This is a genomic window from Brevundimonas goettingensis, assembly GCF_017487405.1.
Lineage (GTDB): Bacteria > Pseudomonadota > Alphaproteobacteria > Caulobacterales > Caulobacteraceae > Brevundimonas > Brevundimonas goettingensis.
Map to the genome: position 1 here is coordinate 456,206 of NZ_CP062222.1, position 17,238 is coordinate 473,443.

At 67.8% G+C, this 17,238-nt stretch carries 15 protein-coding genes and 1 tRNA gene; 7 read left to right on the top strand and 9 right to left on the bottom strand.

The features are described from left to right. The first annotated feature begins 317 nt into the window (after window positions 1-317). Window positions 318-3,008, top strand: a complete 2,691-nt coding sequence (ppdK, locus tag IFJ75_RS02400; RefSeq protein WP_207870976.1) for a pyruvate, phosphate dikinase — start codon at window positions 318-320, stop codon at window positions 3,006-3,008. A gap of 13 nt (window positions 3,009-3,021) precedes the next feature. Here the strand turns inward: ppdK and IFJ75_RS02405 are convergent, their stop codons facing one another. Next, entirely contained in the window at window positions 3,022-3,570 is a 549-nt protein-coding gene (locus IFJ75_RS02405; protein WP_207870977.1) for a hypothetical protein, read from the bottom strand. 136 nt (window positions 3,571-3,706) lie between these two features. On the opposite strand from IFJ75_RS02405, the gene IFJ75_RS02410 reads away from it, so the two are divergent. Next, complete coding sequence (locus IFJ75_RS02410; protein WP_207870978.1) at window positions 3,707-4,612, top strand: 2-dehydropantoate 2-reductase; 906 nt, start codon at window positions 3,707-3,709, stop codon at window positions 4,610-4,612. Between the two features lie 244 nt (window positions 4,613-4,856). Continuing rightward, window positions 4,857-5,330: a porin family protein gene (locus tag IFJ75_RS02415; protein ID WP_263973010.1), complete on the top strand. Its 474-nt coding sequence runs from the start codon at window positions 4,857-4,859 to the stop codon at window positions 5,328-5,330. Window positions 5,331-5,403: 73 nt separating this feature from the next. On the opposite strand, the gene IFJ75_RS02420 is transcribed toward IFJ75_RS02415, so the two are convergent. Then, entirely contained in the window at window positions 5,404-5,685 is a 282-nt protein-coding gene (locus IFJ75_RS02420) for a hypothetical protein (RefSeq protein WP_207870980.1), read from the bottom strand. A 188-nt stretch (window positions 5,686-5,873) separates the two neighbouring features. Between IFJ75_RS02420 and IFJ75_RS02425 the strand changes: the two genes are divergently transcribed. Beyond that, window positions 5,874-7,085: a M48 family metallopeptidase gene (locus IFJ75_RS02425; RefSeq protein ID WP_207870981.1), complete on the top strand. Its 1,212-nt coding sequence runs from the start codon at window positions 5,874-5,876 to the stop codon at window positions 7,083-7,085. Here the strand turns inward: IFJ75_RS02425 and IFJ75_RS02430 are convergent. The 5 genes from IFJ75_RS02430 to IFJ75_RS02450 form a co-directional block, all read right to left on the bottom strand. Beyond that, the gene (locus IFJ75_RS02430) at window positions 7,069-7,500 is read right to left on the bottom strand and encodes a Cif family virulence factor (protein WP_207870982.1); all 432 of its coding nucleotides are present in this window, start codon (window positions 7,498-7,500) and stop codon (window positions 7,069-7,071) included. The two genes, IFJ75_RS02425 and IFJ75_RS02430, sit on opposite strands and share 17 nt — an antisense overlap. Further along, window positions 7,500-8,621: a beta-ketoacyl-ACP synthase III gene (locus IFJ75_RS02435; RefSeq protein ID WP_207870983.1), complete on the bottom strand. Its 1,122-nt coding sequence runs from the start codon at window positions 8,619-8,621 to the stop codon at window positions 7,500-7,502. Before IFJ75_RS02435 ends, IFJ75_RS02430 begins: the two co-directional genes overlap by 1 nt. Window positions 8,622-8,695: 74 nt before the next feature. Further along, a complete protein-coding gene (locus IFJ75_RS02440; RefSeq protein WP_225896950.1) occupies window positions 8,696-10,741 on the bottom strand; it encodes a capsular polysaccharide biosynthesis protein in 2,046 nt (681 codons plus the stop codon). 62 nt (window positions 10,742-10,803) lie between these two features. Next, on the bottom strand, window positions 10,804-11,649 hold the full coding sequence (locus tag IFJ75_RS02445; protein WP_207870984.1) for an HpcH/HpaI aldolase/citrate lyase family protein: 846 nt from the start codon (window positions 11,647-11,649) through the stop codon (window positions 10,804-10,806). Window positions 11,650-11,674: 25 nt separating this feature from the next. Further along, window positions 11,675-12,169 carry a GAF domain-containing protein gene (locus IFJ75_RS02450; protein ID WP_207870985.1) on the bottom strand — a complete coding sequence of 165 codons (495 nt, stop codon included), beginning with the start codon at window positions 12,167-12,169 and terminating at the stop codon, window positions 11,675-11,677. 294 nt (window positions 12,170-12,463) lie between these two features. Between IFJ75_RS02450 and IFJ75_RS02455 the strand changes: the two genes are divergently transcribed. Together IFJ75_RS02455 and IFJ75_RS02460 are read left to right on the top strand one after the other, a co-directional pair. Next, window positions 12,464-13,942: a tetratricopeptide repeat protein gene (locus IFJ75_RS02455; RefSeq protein WP_225896951.1), complete on the top strand. Its 1,479-nt coding sequence runs from the start codon at window positions 12,464-12,466 to the stop codon at window positions 13,940-13,942. A gap of 14 nt (window positions 13,943-13,956) precedes the next feature. Further along, window positions 13,957-15,582, top strand: a complete 1,626-nt coding sequence (locus IFJ75_RS02460) for a hypothetical protein (protein ID WP_207870986.1) — start codon at window positions 13,957-13,959, stop codon at window positions 15,580-15,582. Between the two features lie 17 nt (window positions 15,583-15,599). On the opposite strand, the gene IFJ75_RS02465 is transcribed toward IFJ75_RS02460, so the two are convergent. Then, a complete protein-coding gene (locus IFJ75_RS02465) occupies window positions 15,600-16,766 on the bottom strand; it encodes an aminotransferase (RefSeq protein ID WP_207870987.1) in 1,167 nt (388 codons plus the stop codon). A gap of 143 nt (window positions 16,767-16,909) precedes the next feature. Here IFJ75_RS02465 and IFJ75_RS02470 point away from each other — a divergent pair, with 143 nt between their 5' ends. After that, on the top strand, window positions 16,910-17,047 hold the full coding sequence (locus IFJ75_RS02470; protein ID WP_207870988.1) for a hypothetical protein: 138 nt from the start codon (window positions 16,910-16,912) through the stop codon (window positions 17,045-17,047). 7 nt (window positions 17,048-17,054) lie between these two features. Here IFJ75_RS02470 and IFJ75_RS02475 read toward each other — a convergent pair. Next, window positions 17,055-17,130, bottom strand: a tRNA-Ile gene (locus tag IFJ75_RS02475). Window positions 17,131-17,238: the final 108 nt, after the last annotated feature.

The following is a 17,238-nucleotide window of genomic DNA, read 5'->3' on the forward strand; positions in this document are numbered from 1 at the left end:
GGCGCTCCTTGTCGGGCGGGGTGGCTCTCGTTGTGGTGAAGCTCTCAGTTGGGGCCTAGGGGGCGTTTGGACAAGGTGACGCATTGTCTCGCATGAGGAACGCGAGCGCCGAACTCACGGAATTACCCTTGCGGGGCAAGGAATTGATTGGCTCTCGCCGACAGGTCGGCCCATAAATTGTTACGGGAACCGCTATTTTCCTCACGCTTTGTTACAGCCCGGGCTCGCCTTCGCAGTCGCAGCAATGTAGTCAGGCGGGCAGGAGCGGGGGCAACCCGCCGACGACACGACAGACTGGCTAACTCAGGGGCTAAGGCATGACTCAGTGGGTGTACGGCTTCGGCGGCGGGTCCGCCGACGGCGACGCGTCGATGAAGAACCTTCTCGGCGGCAAGGGTGCGAACCTGGCCGAGATGGCCAGGCTGGGCCTGCCGGTTCCTCCCGGCTTCACCGTCACGACCGAGGCCTGTGTCTCCTATTTCTCTAACGCCAACACCTATCCCGCCGACCTCGGTGATCAGGTCGCCGCCGGTCTGAAGACCGTCGAGGGCATCGTCGGCAAGACCTTCGGCGACGCCGCCAACCCCCTGCTGGTCTCGGTGCGCTCGGGTGCCCGGGCCTCGATGCCGGGGATGATGGACACCGTCTTGAACCTGGGCCTCAACGACCACACGGTCGAGGGGCTGGCGAAACTGTCTGGCGACCGGCGCTTCGCCTTTGACAGCTACCGCCGCTTCATCACCATGTATTCCAATGTGGTTCTGGGCCTGAGCCACGACGACTTCGAAGAGGTTCTGGACGACCACAAGGACCGTCTGGGCGTCACCGTCGATACCGACCTGACCGCCGCCGACTGGGAAAAGGTCGTCGCCGACTACAAGGCCGTGGTCGAGCGCGAGCTGGGTCAGCCCTTCCCGCAGGATCCGCAGGACCAGCTGTGGGGCGCCGTCTCGGCGGTCTTCGCCAGCTGGATGAACGACCGGGCCAAATTCTATCGCCGCATGCACGACATCCCCGAAAGCTGGGGCACGGCGGTCAATGTCCAGTCGATGGTGTTCGGCAATATGGGCGAGACCTCGGCGACGGGCGTGGCCTTCACCCGCAACCCCTCGACCGGCGAGGCGCGCCTGTACGGCGAGTTCCTGATCAACGCCCAGGGCGAGGACGTGGTCGCGGGCATCCGCACGCCCCAGTCGCTGACCAGGGTCGGCCGCGAGGAGATGGGCGAGACCGCGCCCTCGATGGAAGAGGCCATGCCGGGCGTATTCGCCGAGTTCGTCGAGGTCGTCGGGCGGCTGGAAAGCCACTATCGCGACATGCAGGATATCGAGTTCACGGTCGAACAGGGCCGCCTGTGGATGCTGCAGACCCGCAACGGCAAGCGCACCGCCAAGTCGGCGCTCAAGGTCGCGGTCGACCTGGCCGGCGAGGGCGTGATTTCGGAAGAAGAAGCTGTCAGCCGCGTCGAGCCCGCCGCGCTCGACCAGCTGCTGCACCCGACCCTGGACCCCAATGCCGAGCGCAAGGTCGTCGCCGCCGGCCTGCCGGCCTCGCCGGGCGCTGCGACCGGCAAGATCGTCTTCGACGCCGACGCCGCCGAAAAGGCCAGCCAGATGGGCGACGCCGTCATCCTCGTCCGCGAGGAGACCTCGCCTGAGGACATCCACGGCATGCATGCGGCCCGCGGCATCGTCACGGCGCGCGGCGGCATGACCAGCCACGCCGCCGTCGTGGCGCGCGGCATGGGCCGCCCCTGCGTCTCCGGCGCCGGCGAGATCCACATCGACGAAGCCGCCCAGACCTTCACGGCGCGCGGTCGGACTTTCAAGGCCGGCGAGGTGATCACCATCGACGGCTCCAAGGGCGAGGTGCTGGACGGCGCCGTGGCCATGATCGAGCCCGAGCTGACCGGCGACTTCCAGACCCTGATGGGCTGGGCCGACAAGGTCCGCCGCCTCAAGGTCCGCGCCAATGCCGAGACCCCGCTCGACGCCCGCACCGCGCGCGGCTTCGGCGCCGAGGGCATCGGCCTGTGCCGCACCGAGCATATGTTCTTCGACGAAGAGCGGATCGCCGCCGTGCGCGAGATGATCCTCTCCGACGACGAGGCCGGCCGCCGCGTGGCCCTGGCCAAGATCGCCCCCTTCCAGAAGTCGGACTTCGTCGAGCTCTTCACCATCATGGCCGGCCTGCCGGTCACCATCCGTCTGCTCGACCCGCCGCTGCACGAGTTCATCCCCCACACGGACGAGGACATCGACGCCTTGGCGGAGACCTCGGGCATCGATGCCGCCAAGCTGAAGAAGCGGGCGCGCGAACTGCACGAGACCAACCCGATGCTGGGCCACCGGGGCGCCCGCCTCGGCGTCGCCTATCCGGAAATCTATGAGATGCAGGTCCGGGCCATTCTGGAAGCCGCGCTGGAGGTGAAGAAGACTGCGGCCGAGGCTCCGATCCCCGAGATCATGCACCCGCTGGTCGCCCTGGGTCTGGAGATGAAGTTCCTGCGCGAACTGACCGACAAGACCGCCAAGGCCGTCTTCGCCGAGGCCGGCGATACCGTGGAATATCTCGTCGGGACGATGATCGAGCTGCCGCGCGCCGCCCTGCGCGCCGCCGATCTGGCCGAGCACGCCGAGTTCTTCTCCTTCGGCACCAACGATCTGACCCAGACGACCTTCGGCATCAGCCGCGACGACTCCGGCCGGTTCCTGCAGGCCTATATGGACAAGGGCATCTTCGAGACCGATCCCTTCGTCCGCCTCGATCAGGACGGCGTCGGCGACCTGATCCGTATTGCCGCCGAGCGCGGCAAGACGGTGCGTCCGGACATCAAGATGGGCATCTGCGGCGAGCACGGCGGCGATCCATCGTCGATCGCCTTCTGCGAGACCGTGGGCCTGACCTATGTCAGCTGCTCGCCCTATCGCGTGCCGATCGCCCGTCTGGCCGCCGCCCAGGCCGCCCTGTCGGTCCGCTCGGGCACGGAACGCGAAAAGGACCGCTGACCGCTTCCGGCGGTCAGGTGAAGTCGCAGGTCACCCCGACATTGATGCGCTGGACTGCGGTCTTGTCCTCGCCCAGCAGCCCCATCAGCTCGCCCGAGGCGAAGGTCCAGCCGATGGTGCTGTCCTCGATCAAAGCGGTCGGATAGGCGGCCTTCAGTTCCGCAAGGGTCGAGCCGACGTGGATGCCCTTGTCGGTCGAGATGGCGGGCGTCTGCGTCTGCCAGCCGGCCAGCTTTTCGTCCTGGAACAGCAGCTGAAGGCCGTTCGACCAGTCGGCGTGATCCATAGGTCCCGCGCCGCATTCCGCGAATGGTCCGGTCGATTTGGGCGCACCCCCGGCCTCGGTCGCGGCGGCGAGAACCAGATCCCTGGGCGCTCCGATGGGGAAGATGGTCCTGCCGATGGTGATGGCGGCTCCGGTCACCACGATCGGCGTGGGTTCCGCGACCGGTGCGGCGGGAGCGGGCGCAGTGGCCGGAGCAGCGGTCTTCTCCTCTGCGCGGGAACAGGCCTGCAGCGACAGGGCCGCCGCGACGGCGGTCACGATCAGAACGGTCTTCACGGCAGGTCTCCCCCGAAACGCCAGAGCGGCCACGCTAGCCCCGAAGACGGATCGAGGCCATAGCGGCGTTCTTCGGCCTGCCGGTTGTGCATGTCCACCGGCGCCGTTAGCTGGACCGGAAAGCCGGAGCCCCGTCATGACCGCATCGAAACTGTCCGTCGCCGTCGTTGGTCCCGGGGCCGTGGGCGGAACCGTCGCGGCCTGGATCTCACTCAGCCCTCTGGTCGGCGACCTGACCCTGTGCGCCCGCTCGCCGCTGGACCGGCTGGTGGTCGAGGCGCCGGACGGCGCGATCATCGAGGCCGCGCCGCGCGTGGTCACTGACCCCGGCCAGATCACGGCGCCGGTCGACTGGGTGCTGGTCGCGACAAAGGCTTACGACGTCGCCGCGGCCGCCGCCTGGCTGAAGCCGCTGCTGGGGCCCCGGACCCGCGTCGCGGTGCTCCAGAACGGGGTCGAGCATGTCGAGCGTTTCACGCCCTTCTTGCCCGCGGACCGGATCGTGCCCGTGATCGTTGACGTGCCTGCGGAGCGGACGGGGCCGGGCCGCATCCAGCACCGCCGCAACGGCACGGTCACCGCGCCGGCCGGGGAGGCGGGCGAGGCCTTCGTCGCCCTGTTCGCCGGGAGCGTGATCGAGGGGATCGTCACCGACGACTTCCTGACCGCCGCATGGACCAAGCTGTCGCTGAACTGCGCCGGCGCCATCAACGCCCTGACCGGAGAGCCGGGCGGAGTGGTGCGGGCCGAGGGCGTCGCCGACCTGACCCGCGAACTGGTGTGGGAGTGCGTGCGCGTCGGCCGCGCGGTCGGCGCCGACCTCGGCGACCACATCCCGGACTGGGTGGTGGAGCGGGCCATGACCTCCCCGGCGGACTCGGTGAACTCAATCCTCGGGGATCGGCTGGCGGGTCGGCCGATGGAATGGGACGCGCGCAACGGCGTCATCGTCCGCCTGGGCGAGCTCCACGGCATCGAGACCCCGGCCAACGGCATGGCCTCGACCCTCCTGGCCGCGGTCGGATGGCAGCTCCGATCCTGACGAGGCGCGTCCGGATTTTGCGACGATTGTGTAACGGCCTTCCGCGAACGCGGTCTGTGCCAGTTGGCGCACACTTACCGGACTGTAATGGATTGGCCTTGGAACGGCCAAGCCGCCTGCCCATTTAACAACCCGCTGGATGGGGCTGATGACCTCGCAAGTCATCACATCTAGGAGTTAATAAGAAACAATGCGTAACATTCTTCTCGCTACCGCTGCTCTCTCTCTGTTTGCTGTTCCTGCCATGGCGCAGACTGTGACTTCGCCGACCTACTACGGAACGCTGGGCTACACTCAACTGGATACCGACAATGCCGATCTCGGCGCGGTGACCGGTCGCGTGGGCGCAAAGCTGCACCCGAACTTCGGCGTCGAGGCCGAAACCTCGTTCGGGGTCGGTCATGACGACGTCAACGTCGCCGGCGTCGACGGCAAGGTCGAGCACCGGTACGACGTCGCCGGTTATGCCGTCGCCAGCCTGCCGGTGACCTCCAACATCGACCTGTTCGCCCGTGCCGGTTACGGCGTGACCGAGGTCAAGGGTTCCGCCGCAGGCATCGCCGCCAGCGACCACCTGACCAGCTGGAACTACGGCGCTGGCGCGACCTACAACCTGGATGCGCAGAACGGCATCCGCGCCGACTACACCTATCGTGACTTCCAGCACGACCAGGGCGGCGCAGACACCTATGCGCTGAGCTACGTGCGCAAGTTCTGATCCGGGGAGATCGGAACGACAAAGGGGCGGCCTTCGCAGGCCGCCCCTTTTGCGTATCCGGATGTGTGTGGCGTCAGCCGGGTTCGGCGACGAGGGCCCAGCGCATCGATCCCTCGCCGAACGGGCGGGTGAACCACTGGGAATAGCGTTCGAAGGCTTCGACTACAGCGTTGCGCAGGTCCGGCGCGACGGCCTCCCCACGATTGCGCTTCATGGCGGCGACGCAGTCGATGACCACATTCTGATGGGCTGAACCGCCGAGACTCTTGAGCACCTGCGCCACATCGCGGGCGAGGGACTCCAGGAACGACAGCTTGTCGTTCGGCGATACAGATTTCTTCTGGCTCTGGCTCATCGGTCAGGTCACCCCACAGTGCACAGTCTCGATTGAACGCCTTCCTCGCAAACTCGCCCCCTGCGTGCAAGCGGGGCAGGGGGCTTTGCAGTAGAAACTTCGTGAACAGCCGCCATAACTTTCGTCGAATTTAGCTGACAAACCTGCCGGCCGGGCGTCCTCTGCTCTTTCAAAGAGGGGGCTTAGACATGACGACATTCAACCCGGAAGCGGCGACCGCCGTCTGGCTGGCGACACTCTCGCCCGCCGATACAGCAAAGGCGGTAGCCTATACCCAGGGCGGCCACTGGCTGATCCTGTGGGGCTTCGTGGTCTCCCTCGTGGTCGCCTGGATCATCGTGCGCACCAATCTGCTGGGGCGGATCCGCGAGGGCATCGAGAAGCGCAAGGCCCGGCCGGTGCTGGCCTCCTTCGTCGTGGGCCTCGTCTATCTGGTGTTCAGCTGGGTGCTCAACCTGCCGTGGTCGATCTACACGAGCTGGTATCGCGAGGGGCAGTACGGCCTGACCGAACAGCCTTTCATGGGCTGGTTCGTCGAGGGTCTGATCAGCGCGGCTATCTCGACGGTGGTGATGTCGCTGGTTGTGGTCGCGCTCTATGCCCTGATCCGGCGGGCGAGGACGCTCTGGTGGGCCTGGGGCGCGGCCCTGATGGCGGTGGTCATCGTCATCGGCCTGGTGGTCTCGCCGATCCTGATCGAGCCCCTGTTCAACACCTATACGCCCGCCCCGAACGGCCCGGTGCGCGACGCCGTCGTGGCGCTCGCGAAGGAGACCGGGACCCCGTCGGACAAGATCTACATCTACAACGGCTCCAAACAGTCGGATCGCTATACCGCCAATGTCTCTGGGCTCTTCGGGTCGGCCCGGGTGGCGATGAGCGACGTCATGTTCGCCAAGGGCGCCGACCTCGCCGAGGTGCGCGGCGTCGTGGGTCACGAGATGGGCCACTATGTGCGTGGCCACATTCTCTGGATCGTCGGCGTCATGATCGTACTGGTCGCCCTGGCCTTCTGGCTGACCGACCGTCTCTACCCGGTGGCGAGGAAGCTGCTGGGCGCCAACAAGGTCGGCGACATTCGCGACCCGGCGGGCCTGCCGATCGTCATGGGGGTGCTGGCTTTCCTCGGCTTCATCGGCACCCCGCTGATGAACACCCTCACCCGCGTCACCGAGGCGGACGCAGATCACTTCTCCATGGTCCACGCCAACGAGCCCGACGGCCTGTCCAAGGCCCTGATCAAGACCGCCGAATACCGCGCGCCCTCGCCGGGCAAGCTGGAGGAGATCCTGTTCTACGACCACCCCAGCGTCGGCAACCGCATCCACGCCGCCATGGTGTGGAAAGCGACCCATCCGGCGGGCGCGCCCGCTTCGAAGGCCCCTACTTCGGGACAGTGAGGCCGGGGCGTTCGTTGTCCCAGATCATATGCAGGATGGACCAAAGTCCGTCCTGACCGCGGGCCAGCTGGATCGAGTTGACGCCGCGCCGCTCGGGCTCCGCGTCCGTCGGCGCGGTCCGGGCCTCATAGACGCTCCAGACCTGGGCCATATTGCCGAACACGTCGATGCGCCGCTCGATCTCGACCTCGAAGAAGCCGTTGGCGTCGAAGAAGGGTGTGACATTGGCCTGATACTCTTCGCGGCCCATCACCAACATGGTCGGACGGCCCTCGGCGTCCAGACCCGTGCGGGCCTGACGGCTGTCGGGATGGAAGATCTCGCGCTGGGTCGCCCAGTCGCGCGGACCGGCCGGGCCCGAGATACAGGCGTACATGGCGTCGACGACGGCGCCGATGTCGCTGCGATCCACCATCAGCCGCGCTTGCGCACGAACACCGTGCCCGCCGAGTAGCCCGCGCCGAAGCTGCAGATCAGGCCGGTGTCGCCGGGCTCGAAGCCGTCGTGACGCAGGTGGAAGGCGATGATCGAACCGGCCGAGGAGGTGTTGGCGTATTCGTCGAGGACGATGACATTCTCTTCCGGCGTCGGGTCGCGGCCCAGCACCTTGCGGCCGATGAACTCGTTCATGTTGATGTTGGCCTGGTGCAGCCACAGGCGCTTCAGCTCATGCGGGTCGAGGCCCAGCTCGCCGGCGTGGTCGACGATCATGTCCGACACCATCGGCACCACATCCTTGAACACCTTGCGGCCCTGCTGGATGAACAGCTTGTCCGGCTTGCCGATACCCTCGGGCGCGGCGTTGTTCAGGAAGCCGAAATTATTCCGGATGTTATTCGAGAAAACGGTCTTCAGCCGCGTGCCGAGGATGTCCCAGCCGCCCGGACCGGCCTGATCTTTCGCCTCGACGATCACGGCGGTACAGACGTCGCCGAAGATGAAGTGGCTGTCGCGATCCTTGAAGTTCAGGTGGGCCGAGCAGACCTCGGGGTTGACCATCAACACCGCCTTGACCGAGCCCGAGCCGATGAAGTCGGCGGCGGTCTTGATGCCGAAGGTCGCCGAGGAGCAGGCGACGTTCATGTCGAAGCCGAAGCCCTCGATGCCCAGGGCCTGCTGGATCTCGACGGCCAGGGCCGGATAGGGGCGGGGCATGTTGGAGGCGGCGCACAGCACGGCGCCGATCTCCGACACCGGCTTGCCCCAGGCCTCGATCGCCTGCTTCGCGGCGGCGACGGCCATCTCGGCCATGATCGACAGCTCGTCATTGCCGCGCTCCGGGATGTTCGGCGCCATCCGCTTCGGATCGATGATCCCGGCCTTGTCGAGCACGAAGCGGGACTTGATGCCCGAGGCCTTTTCGATGAACGGCACCGAGGAATGGGTCAGGGCCGCGACATCGCCCTCGGCGATTTCCATCGCATGGTCGGCGTTCCACTGGTCGGCCCAGGCATTGTAGGCCTCGACCAGTTCCTCGTTGGAAATCGACTGTTCGGGGGTGAACAGGCCGGTGGCGGCGATGACGGACGGGATCATATGGACTCTACCCTGACGCTCGACGGGCGGCGCCTCGGGCACGAGGGGGCGGTCCGTTCTTTTTCTGGACCCGTCTAATAGGCCGGTGGAGGCGTCCGGTCGAGAGAGGCTCTGATCCCTCTCCACCATCGATTTATCCGGCCACGCGGCGGGGCGGGCAGGGGCGTATCGCGCGCCGCGATCAGGGCCTCGACCAGATCCTCGGCCTCGCAGGGCCAGCCCGTGGGCGTGACGTAGAGCGGATAGTCGATCAGGGTCGCGTGCATCAGGGCCTGGAGCGAGACCTTTCGGCCGCGCCGCTCGAACGGCCCGGTCCGGTCTTCGGTCAGACCCCATCCCGCGTAGAAGGGCCGGCCATAGGTCGTCACGGCCTTGCCGCGCATCAGGGCCTCGAACCCCGACAGGGAGGTCAGGGTGACCAGCCGGTCGCAGGCGTTCAGGCAGTCGATGATGTCCAGATCGTCGGCGACGGCGTCCACCGCATCCATCGCCCCCGCGTCCAGCAGGCCCGGCCGGTTGCCGGCGGTGACGTCGGGGTGGTTGCGATAGATCAGGAAGGCATTGGGGAAGTCCCGCCGCGCCGCCTCAACCAGCCCGGTGTTGGTGCGGATGTCGGTGCAGCCGAGCCGGATCGACCGGTCGTTCTCGACCTGGCCTACGACCAGAAGCTTCTCGCGATCCGTAGGCCATCCGGCGGGCGGCTCGCCCTTGAGATTGTACTTCGACAGCCCCGCCTCGACGATCCGGTCCCGCAGCCGCGCCGCGCGCGTCAGGGCCGTGGCGTCGTATTCCTTCGTCGCGATCAGCGTCTCCAGACGGCTCGGCCCGGTCGCGTCGTAATAGACGCCCAGATCGTCCAGCACGACTGACAGGGCGCCGAAGAAGTCCGAGCCGAGGCCGCGCGAGCGGATGAAGCCGTCCTCCATCCGAACCGTCGGCGCGGTGCTCGCGGCGGCGGCCTGGAGGATCGGCGGGCTCTCCTTGCCGGCCCACCAGATCAGCTTGCCACCCCGTTCTTCCGCAGCCTTCGCGGCGTTTTTCGCGAACCAGTGATAGCGCACCTCGCCGCGCGGCGAGTTGAGCAGTTTGCGGATCGGAGGCCGCTTGGCCGGGGCGAAACCGGCGGCGGCCCAGAAGCCCTGCAGCCGCTCGGCCCGGTCGCGCAGCCGGATCAGCCGGTCCAGCGCCTGTTCGGCCTCGCAGCGTTTGCCGGTGATTGGATCGACATAGCGGGTGTAGCGGACCAGGGCGGCGGCGCTGACCTGTTCGATCGACCGCGCCTCGCCCCGGCGGTTCGTGTCCACCGCGTCCCTGGTCAGGCCCCACCCTGAATAGAAGGGCGCGCCGAAACAGCGGACCGGCAGGCCGCGCAGGAGGGCCTCGAACCCGAGGGCCGAGGTCACGACATAGACGGCGTCGACATGGGCCAGCAGATCGGCGGGCCGCACGTCGGTGTCGATCAGGGTGACGCCGGTCAGGTCGGCGGCGGCGATACAGCCCTGTTTGCGCCCTGCGGCCACCGCCGGATGGCGTTTGACGATCAGCTGGGCGTCTGGCTCGTCGCGGCGCGCGGCGGCGATCATGTCGCTGAACGACTGTGTCGAGGCCAAGCCGTAACCGATCGAGGCGTCGCCGAGCGTTTGGTCCACGATCAGGACGCGGCGGCCGGGCTTTAGCTGGCCCTGATCCAGCGGCCCGCCCATATTGGTCTTGGACACGCCCGAGGCCACGATCCCGGCGATCAGGTCGCGCGCCCGGGCGGTCAGGCCGGCGTCGCACCAGTCGGGGGCGGTCCGGATCAGGTCCTCCAGCCGCGAGGGCCGGGTCGCGTCATAATAGACCCCGAGATCGTCGACGATCAGGCTCAGCGAGGTCGCCCCGCTCTCGCCCAGACCCACCGACCGCAGGAAGCCGTCCTCGAGCGCGACATAGGGGATGCCCCGCCTCTCGGCGAGCCGCCGTCCCGCCGCCGCCGTCGGCTTCATCCCCCAGCCGAGCACGGCTTTCACATCCGGACCGGGCAGGGCGCCGAGGGCGTAGTCGGGCAGGAACTCCGCCAGGAACGGGACCTTGAGCACGCCGGGCGCGCAGACCCATGCCGACGTGGGGGCCGGTGTCACGTTTGACGATTCAGGGAGCGAAGAGGTCACCGGTCGTGTCTAGGGGCGGTCGCGTGGCGCGCCTAGCCCCCCGTCGCCATCCGATGTCGCGCCAGCAGCCGCTCGGCCGAGGCCAGGTGAAGCCGTTCGACCATGGCGCCGCCCACGCGGATCGCGCCCTTGCCGTCGGCGGTCGGGTCGGCGAAGGCGGCGACGATGGCCTCGGCCTGCTCCACCTCTGCGGGCGAGGGCGCGAAGGCCGCGTTGGCCGCCGCGATCTGCGACGGATGGATCAGACTCTTGCCGTCGAAGCCATAGAGCCGTCCCTGCGCGCATTCGGCGGCCAGGCCGTCGCCGTCCTCGATGCGGTTGAACACCCCGTCGAGGGCGATCAGCCCATGCATCTTCGCCGCCGCCACTGTCGCCGCCAGCCAGGGCTTCAGCGGTTCGCGGTCCGCCGCCGGGCCCGTCCCCAGCGTCGCCGCCAGATCGTTGACGCCCAGCATCAGCCCCGCCAGGGCTCCGCCGACGCCGGCGATGCTCTCCAGCCGCATCAGGGCCGCCGGGGTCTCGATCATGGCGATCAGGGCGGCCGAAGCAGGCAGGGCGGCGTTCAACTCACGCACGGCCTCGGCGCTCTCGACCTTGGGCGCGACGATCAGGCCGACATTCGTTTCCGAGAGCGCCTTCAGGTCCTTGGCGCCCCATTCGGTGTCCAGACCGTTGATCCGCACGCCCAGACGCGGCCCGAAGCCGCCCGAATGCACCGCCTCGACAGCAGCGGCGCGCGCCTCGGCCTTCATTTCCGGCGCAACGGCGTCTTCCAGATCCAGCACCGCGACGTCGCAATCCAGCGTCCGCGCCTTCTCGATCGCCCGGGCGTTCGACGCCGGCAGATAGAGGAGGCTTCTCCAGAGTTGGGTCGTCATTCGGTCTTCCTCCCGCCGGTCGAACCTATGCGGCGAAGACGGCCTTGAGCAAACGCTCCAGGGCCTCGGCGTCGACCTCATCGAAGGCGGCCTTTTCGGTGGCGTCCACGTCGAAGACGGCGATCAGTTCGCCCGAGGCGTCGAACACCGGGACCACGATCTCGCTCTCCGAGCGGCTGTCGCAGGCGATGTGGCCGGGGAAGGCGTGGACGTCGGGAACCAGCTGGGTCAGCTGCGTCTCGGCCGCCGCGCCACAGACGCCGCGCCCGAAAGCGATCCTCAAACAGCCCAGGGTGCCCTGATAGGGACCGACCACAAGTTCGCGAGGCTTGTCGGCGTCGACGACATAGAAGCCGGTCCAGAAATAGGCGTCAAAGGCGTCGGCGAGCATGGAGGCGACCGTCGCCATCCGAGCCGTGCGGTTGGTTTCTCCGTCCAGCACCGCCAGGATTTCGGCCTCGACCTCGGCATAGGCCTGGGCCTTGTCGGCGGGGCGGTCGGATCGGGCGACATAGGACATCGGGAGGCTCGCAGGCGTCGAAAGGGGGCGTGAAGGGCGCATATAGGCCTCTTCGGCGCGCTCCGCGACCTGTGCGCGTCTTGACGCACTCGCCTGTCAGGCGAGCCGTGCAAGTCTATGAAATCAGGGGAGAAGTCGCGGGGCGACGCAATTTGGTCGTTATGCGGCAACGCTTTGTTGCAAAAGCGCGTTAACCATACTGCAAAGTCACTAGACCCGAACGTCGGTTTGCGGAATGGTTAACGCCGCCAGTTTGGCTAAGGTCGCGTGGCGAATGGGGATTCGGGGTCGGGGATGAGCGAGGGGGACGACAAGCATCGGGCCGGATCAGGTTCGCGCAACATGCGCGGGCCGCTGACGGCTGTCGCCGCCATTCTCGCCCTGGCCGTGGTGGCCGGAACCGTCGCGAGCTGCGGCGATCGCGGTCCGACCTTCTGGCGTCAGAGCGGCGGCGCCAACGCCAACGCCTGTCCGCGCCCCGCCTCCCTGACCGGTTCGGAGTTCAACGCCCAGGAGGCGGGCCTGCGCGCCCTGCGCCGTGCGGCCTTCCGCGGCGACTTCTTCGCCCAGCTGGAGCTGGGTCAGCGCTACGCCGCCGTCCGCGCCACCGACAAGAATATCGAGGATCCGATCGAAAGCTCGGTCTGGACCGGCATGGCCCTGGCCAACGACCAGGGCTATTCGCCGATCAATCGCGTCGAACGCCGGGGCATGTTCGGCCGGCTGCGCTCGCTGTCGCGCTATGATGACTGCCGCGCCTGGGAACGGCACGAGGCCTACAATCGTCTGGACGCCCAGCTGTCGCGCATGTCGCGCGACGAGCAGGAAGAGGTGCGCGACCGGATGATCTACATCCTGTCGACCCAGGACGCCCAGGGCTTCCGCACCCTGGCCCGGCTGCACGATTCCCTGTTCGGCCCCTTCGGCGAGCCCGAGGACAACCCACAGGGACGCGAGGCCTACGGCCGCAAGGACGGGGCCAGCCGCGACGAGCAATGGCGCGGCGCCCGCTATTCGGCGGTCAATCTGTTCCAGCGAAACGACGTCGACGCCTATCTCTACAACTACCTCGCGGTCCAGACCGGTGACGTCGGGGCCTATGTCCTGCTCAAGGATTTCGAGCGGTCCTCGCCCAGCCGCGCCGCCTCGGGCGCCTTCGTTGAGGCCAAGGCGCGCCAGTGGGTGCCGCCCTACGAATTCTATCCCAACGACGCCCCGGCCTCGGGCGTGCCCTTCTCGGACGAGAGCCGTCCGCGCGGCGACGCCTATGACTACGCCCTGTCGCGGATGCAGACCGAAATGCCCTTCGTCCATGTCGGGCGGGCGCTCAAATATCTGGGCGTGGTCACGGTCGTTCCGATCGAGCCGAACCGCCTGACCAAGCACGAGATCGAATCCTTCGAGGCCATGCTGGGCCATCCGATGGATTCCTTCCTCTCGCCGCTCGAGAAGGTTCGGGCTATCCAGCTGGCGGCCATGAACGGCTCGTCCGAGGCCCAGCTGGTGCTGGCGGTCATGTATTCCGAGGGCATCGGGGTCCCCGCCGACTACGCCCGCGCCTTCCACTGGTACTCACTGGCCGACAAACAGGGGAACCCGGAGGCCAAGTTCGCCATGTCCACCTTCTTCGCCCTCGGCGTCGCCGGGGTGGCGGATCAGGACAAGGCCGAGGCCGTCGCCTACCGCATCGATTCCGCGCTGGCGGGCTTCGGCCCCTCGGCCTCGCGCCTGCAAGCCGTCCTGGCCCAGGTCTCCCGCTCACCGCGCCGCTAGGAGGCGACTTTCCGATGAAGACGCCGCCGGCTTCCGCCCTCCGCCTCCTGACCCTGGCCACCGCCGCGACGGCCGTGGTCTTCACCGCCTTTGACGCCGCCCCGGCCGCCGCCCAGACGGCTGCGCGGGTCGAGGCCCAGACGCGCCCGAACTTTGGCCTGCTGCTCAGCCCCTCGGCGGGGACGCGGAACCGCAACCACCGCCGATACAACTACCGGGACCACCGTCCGGACTACCGGCCCGACTGGCGTCCGGGTCCCGACGGCGGCTGGGGCCCCGGCTACGGCCCGGGCGCGGGACCGAACGAGGTCATCGTCCAGTGCGGCGGCAATCCCGGCAGCGGCGCCATCGAGAACGCGGTGCGCCGCGTCCCGGCGGGCGGCACCCTGACCATCCGCTCCAACGGCGGCGCCTGCGTCGGCTGGCTGAATATCGACAAGCCCATGACGGTGCGCGGCTCGGGAACCTATGCCGGCCAAGTGACGCTCCAGGCGCCCGAAGGCCTGCCCTGCATCACCGTGGCGCCGGGCGTGCGCGCCGTGATCCAGGACCTGGCCATGGCCGCGCCCACCGCCGGCGAGGCTCCCTGCGTGGCGGGCGACGAGGCGACGGTGGTGCTGGACCGCGTCTCCCTGCGCTACGTCGGCAATGAATCGCCCTTCCTGATCCGGGGCGGCATCCTCGACATCCGCAACGCCTCGATCGACGCCCAGACCATGTCGCCCGCCATCCTGGTCGAGGACGGCACCCTGACGGCCGTCAGCGTCAATGTGATCAACGCCCAGTCGGGCATCGAGGTCGCGCCCGGCTCGGGCGGCCCCTCGCTGATCAACTCCGTCTATCTGACCGGTGAGAAGAACCCGTCCAACTTCGGCCCGCGCTCCATCGGGGTGAACGTTCGTTCGCGTCGTTCGCTCGGCGAGCTGAACATCGTGAACAGCCGGATCTGCGGCTATAATGAGGGCGTCGCCGTCGACGGCGTGCGCGTCAATGTCCAGGGCTCAAAGGTCTGCCTCGCCGACAAGGGTCTGGTCGTCTATGGCGGCGAGCTGAAGCTCGACGATTCCCGCGTCCGCGCCCGCTACGTCGGGGTCTATGCCGACGCCGGCCGTGCGGTGGTGACCGCCAGCATCTTCTCCGGCGTCGACCGGCCCTTTGAATCCGGTCCGCGCGGTGACGTCGACGCCAGCAACAACCGCCTGTGGTCGCGCAGCGACATCTGCCGCCCTGACTTCCGCGACGAGTATCGCGGCCGCTACAGCCCCGATTGGGGCGGCCGCCGCCGTGACGACCGCTTCTCCTGCATGACCCGGCCCTATCCGCAGGAGTGGTGGGCCGAGGAGGAGGGGGCGATGGGCCTGCCCTATGTCAATGACGCCTACGTCCTGCCGGGCATGGGGCGGTTCAACTCCGGCTGCGGCTGGTACACCCGCGACGGCGGCTTCATCGACGACACCCGCTACTACGGCGAAGCCCGCTGGGGTCGGCGCAACCCGCCGCTGCCCTATGCCAACGACCCCCGATACGACCGTGGCTGGATCCGCCAGCAGGAGCGTCTGCGCGAGACCTGGTGCAGCGCCCCGAGCCGTGGCGGCTTCGGCCTGCTCAATCCGGTCGCGCCGATTGTGACGCCCTACTGATCCGCGAAGCGATGGGCTCAGCCGCCCATCGCGTCTCGCGCCCGGCCCAGCCGCAGGATCGCCTTGTCCAGCACGGCGTCGGCCTTGGCAAAGCACAGGCGGATGATGCCGGTGGGGCGGTCCGCGCCGGTCATGAAGGCCGAGACCGGGATGGCCGCGATCCCGAACTCCGTCACCAGCCGGCGGCAGACCTTCTCGTCGTCCAGATCGATCCCCGAGGCCCTCAGGTCCACGCACAGGAAGTAGGTCCCCTCGCTGGCGGTCGTGATGAAACCCTGGGCCGCCAGACCCGAGGCCAGCCGGTCGCGCGACTGCTGCAGTTCGGCGCGCATGGCCGTGAACCGGTCCGCGGGCCAGGCCAGCCCCTGCGCGACCGCGCTCTGCAGGTTGGGGGCGGTGGCGAAGGTCAGGAACTGGTGCGCCTTGGCGACCGGATCGACGACCTCGGGCGCGCCGCAGACGAAGCCGATCTTCCAGCCGGTCAGGCCGAACATCTTGCCCGCCGAGCCGATCTTCAGGGTGCGCTCCGCCATCCCGGGCTCGGCCAGCAAGGATCTGTGCGTCCGGCCGTCGAAGATCACATGCTCCCAGACTTCGTCGCTGATGGCGATCAGGTCGTGCCGGACGCAGAAGCGGGCGACGGTCGCCACCTCTTCCGCGTCGAAGGCCCGGCCGGCGGGGTTCAGCGGGTTGTTGAACATCAGGGCCCGGGTCTTCGGCCCCGCGATCCCGGCCAGCAGGCCCTCGGTGATGCGCCACTCCGGCGGGCTCAGCCGCACCCGCACGACGACCCCGCCGGCCCGCTCGATCAGCGGCACATAGGCGTCATACACGGGCTCGAAGACCACCACCTCGTCGCCGGGCTGGACCACCGCCAGTACCGAGGCGGCGATGGCCTCGGTCGCGCCCGAGGTGATCAGCACCCCCTCGGGCGTCAGGGGAACGCCCTGTAGCCGCCCATAGTGTTCGACCACGGCGGCCTGAAGCTCGGGCAGGCCGCGCGAGGGGGCGTACTGGTTCGAGCCGTGGATCACCGCCTCGGCCGCCGCCCGCCTCAGATCCTCCGGCCCCGGAGCGTCGGGGAAGCCCTGGCCGAGGTTGATCGCGCTGTGCGTCCTCGCCAGCCCCGACATAGTCTCGAAGACGGTCACCGGCATGTTCTGGAAGACGGGATGGAAGCGCATGGGACGAACGAAGCCCGGGAACGCCCCGGTTTCAAGGCCGGAAGACACCCGTTTGGGTTCTTATAACTTTGGTATGGGTTTTGATTAACCCTGTTCCTCAACGGCTCCGCTTGTGGGCAGGTATTCGTCGGGAGGACTAAAAAATGCTGATTCTGATGTCCGTTATCGCGCCTGTGGTCGTCGCCTGCTTCATCCTGCCGACGATCCGCGACACCCTGATCATCCACGACCGCCTCTACGGCCGACATCGGGTGCGCAAGCAGGATCGCGATCCGCGCTGAGGGCGACTGGTAGGCCTGGAGGGACTCGAACCCCCAACCAGACCGTTATGAGCGGTCGGCTCTAACCATTGAGCTACAGGCCCCCAAGGTCGAACGGTGGGCCTAGCAGGGGATGGGCCGGCTGCAAAGCCGCCTGCAGTCTGTCGGCGATTTCATCCCGATGAACAAAGCCTGACCGTAGTCCTGACGTC

Coding starts and splice junctions, on each gene's coding strand:
- IFJ75_RS02415 (WP_263973010.1), top strand. CDS start 4,857: ATGGCGCAGACTGTGACTTCGCCGACCTACTACGGAACGCTGGGCTAC.
- IFJ75_RS02430 (WP_207870982.1), bottom strand. CDS start 7,500: ATGGTGGATCGCAGCGACATCGGCGCCGTCGTCGACGCCATGTACGCC.
- IFJ75_RS02470 (WP_207870988.1), top strand. CDS start 16,910: ATGCTGATTCTGATGTCCGTTATCGCGCCTGTGGTCGTCGCCTGCTTC.
- IFJ75_RS02450 (WP_207870985.1), bottom strand. CDS start 12,169: ATGTCCTATGTCGCCCGATCCGACCGCCCCGCCGACAAGGCCCAGGCC.
- IFJ75_RS02435 (WP_207870983.1), bottom strand. CDS start 8,621: ATGATCCCGTCCGTCATCGCCGCCACCGGCCTGTTCACCCCCGAACAG.
- IFJ75_RS02445 (WP_207870984.1), bottom strand. CDS start 11,649: ATGACGACCCAACTCTGGAGAAGCCTCCTCTATCTGCCGGCGTCGAAC.
- IFJ75_RS02425 (WP_207870981.1), top strand. CDS start 5,874: ATGACGACATTCAACCCGGAAGCGGCGACCGCCGTCTGGCTGGCGACA.
- IFJ75_RS02410 (WP_207870978.1), top strand. CDS start 3,707: ATGACCGCATCGAAACTGTCCGTCGCCGTCGTTGGTCCCGGGGCCGTG.
- IFJ75_RS02455 (WP_225896951.1), top strand. CDS start 12,464: ATGAGCGAGGGGGACGACAAGCATCGGGCCGGATCAGGTTCGCGCAAC.
- IFJ75_RS02460 (WP_207870986.1), top strand. CDS start 13,957: ATGAAGACGCCGCCGGCTTCCGCCCTCCGCCTCCTGACCCTGGCCACC.
- IFJ75_RS02420 (WP_207870980.1), bottom strand. CDS start 5,685: ATGAGCCAGAGCCAGAAGAAATCTGTATCGCCGAACGACAAGCTGTCG.
- ppdK (WP_207870976.1), top strand. CDS start 318: ATGACTCAGTGGGTGTACGGCTTCGGCGGCGGGTCCGCCGACGGCGAC.
- IFJ75_RS02465 (WP_207870987.1), bottom strand. CDS start 16,766: ATGCGCTTCCATCCCGTCTTCCAGAACATGCCGGTGACCGTCTTCGAG.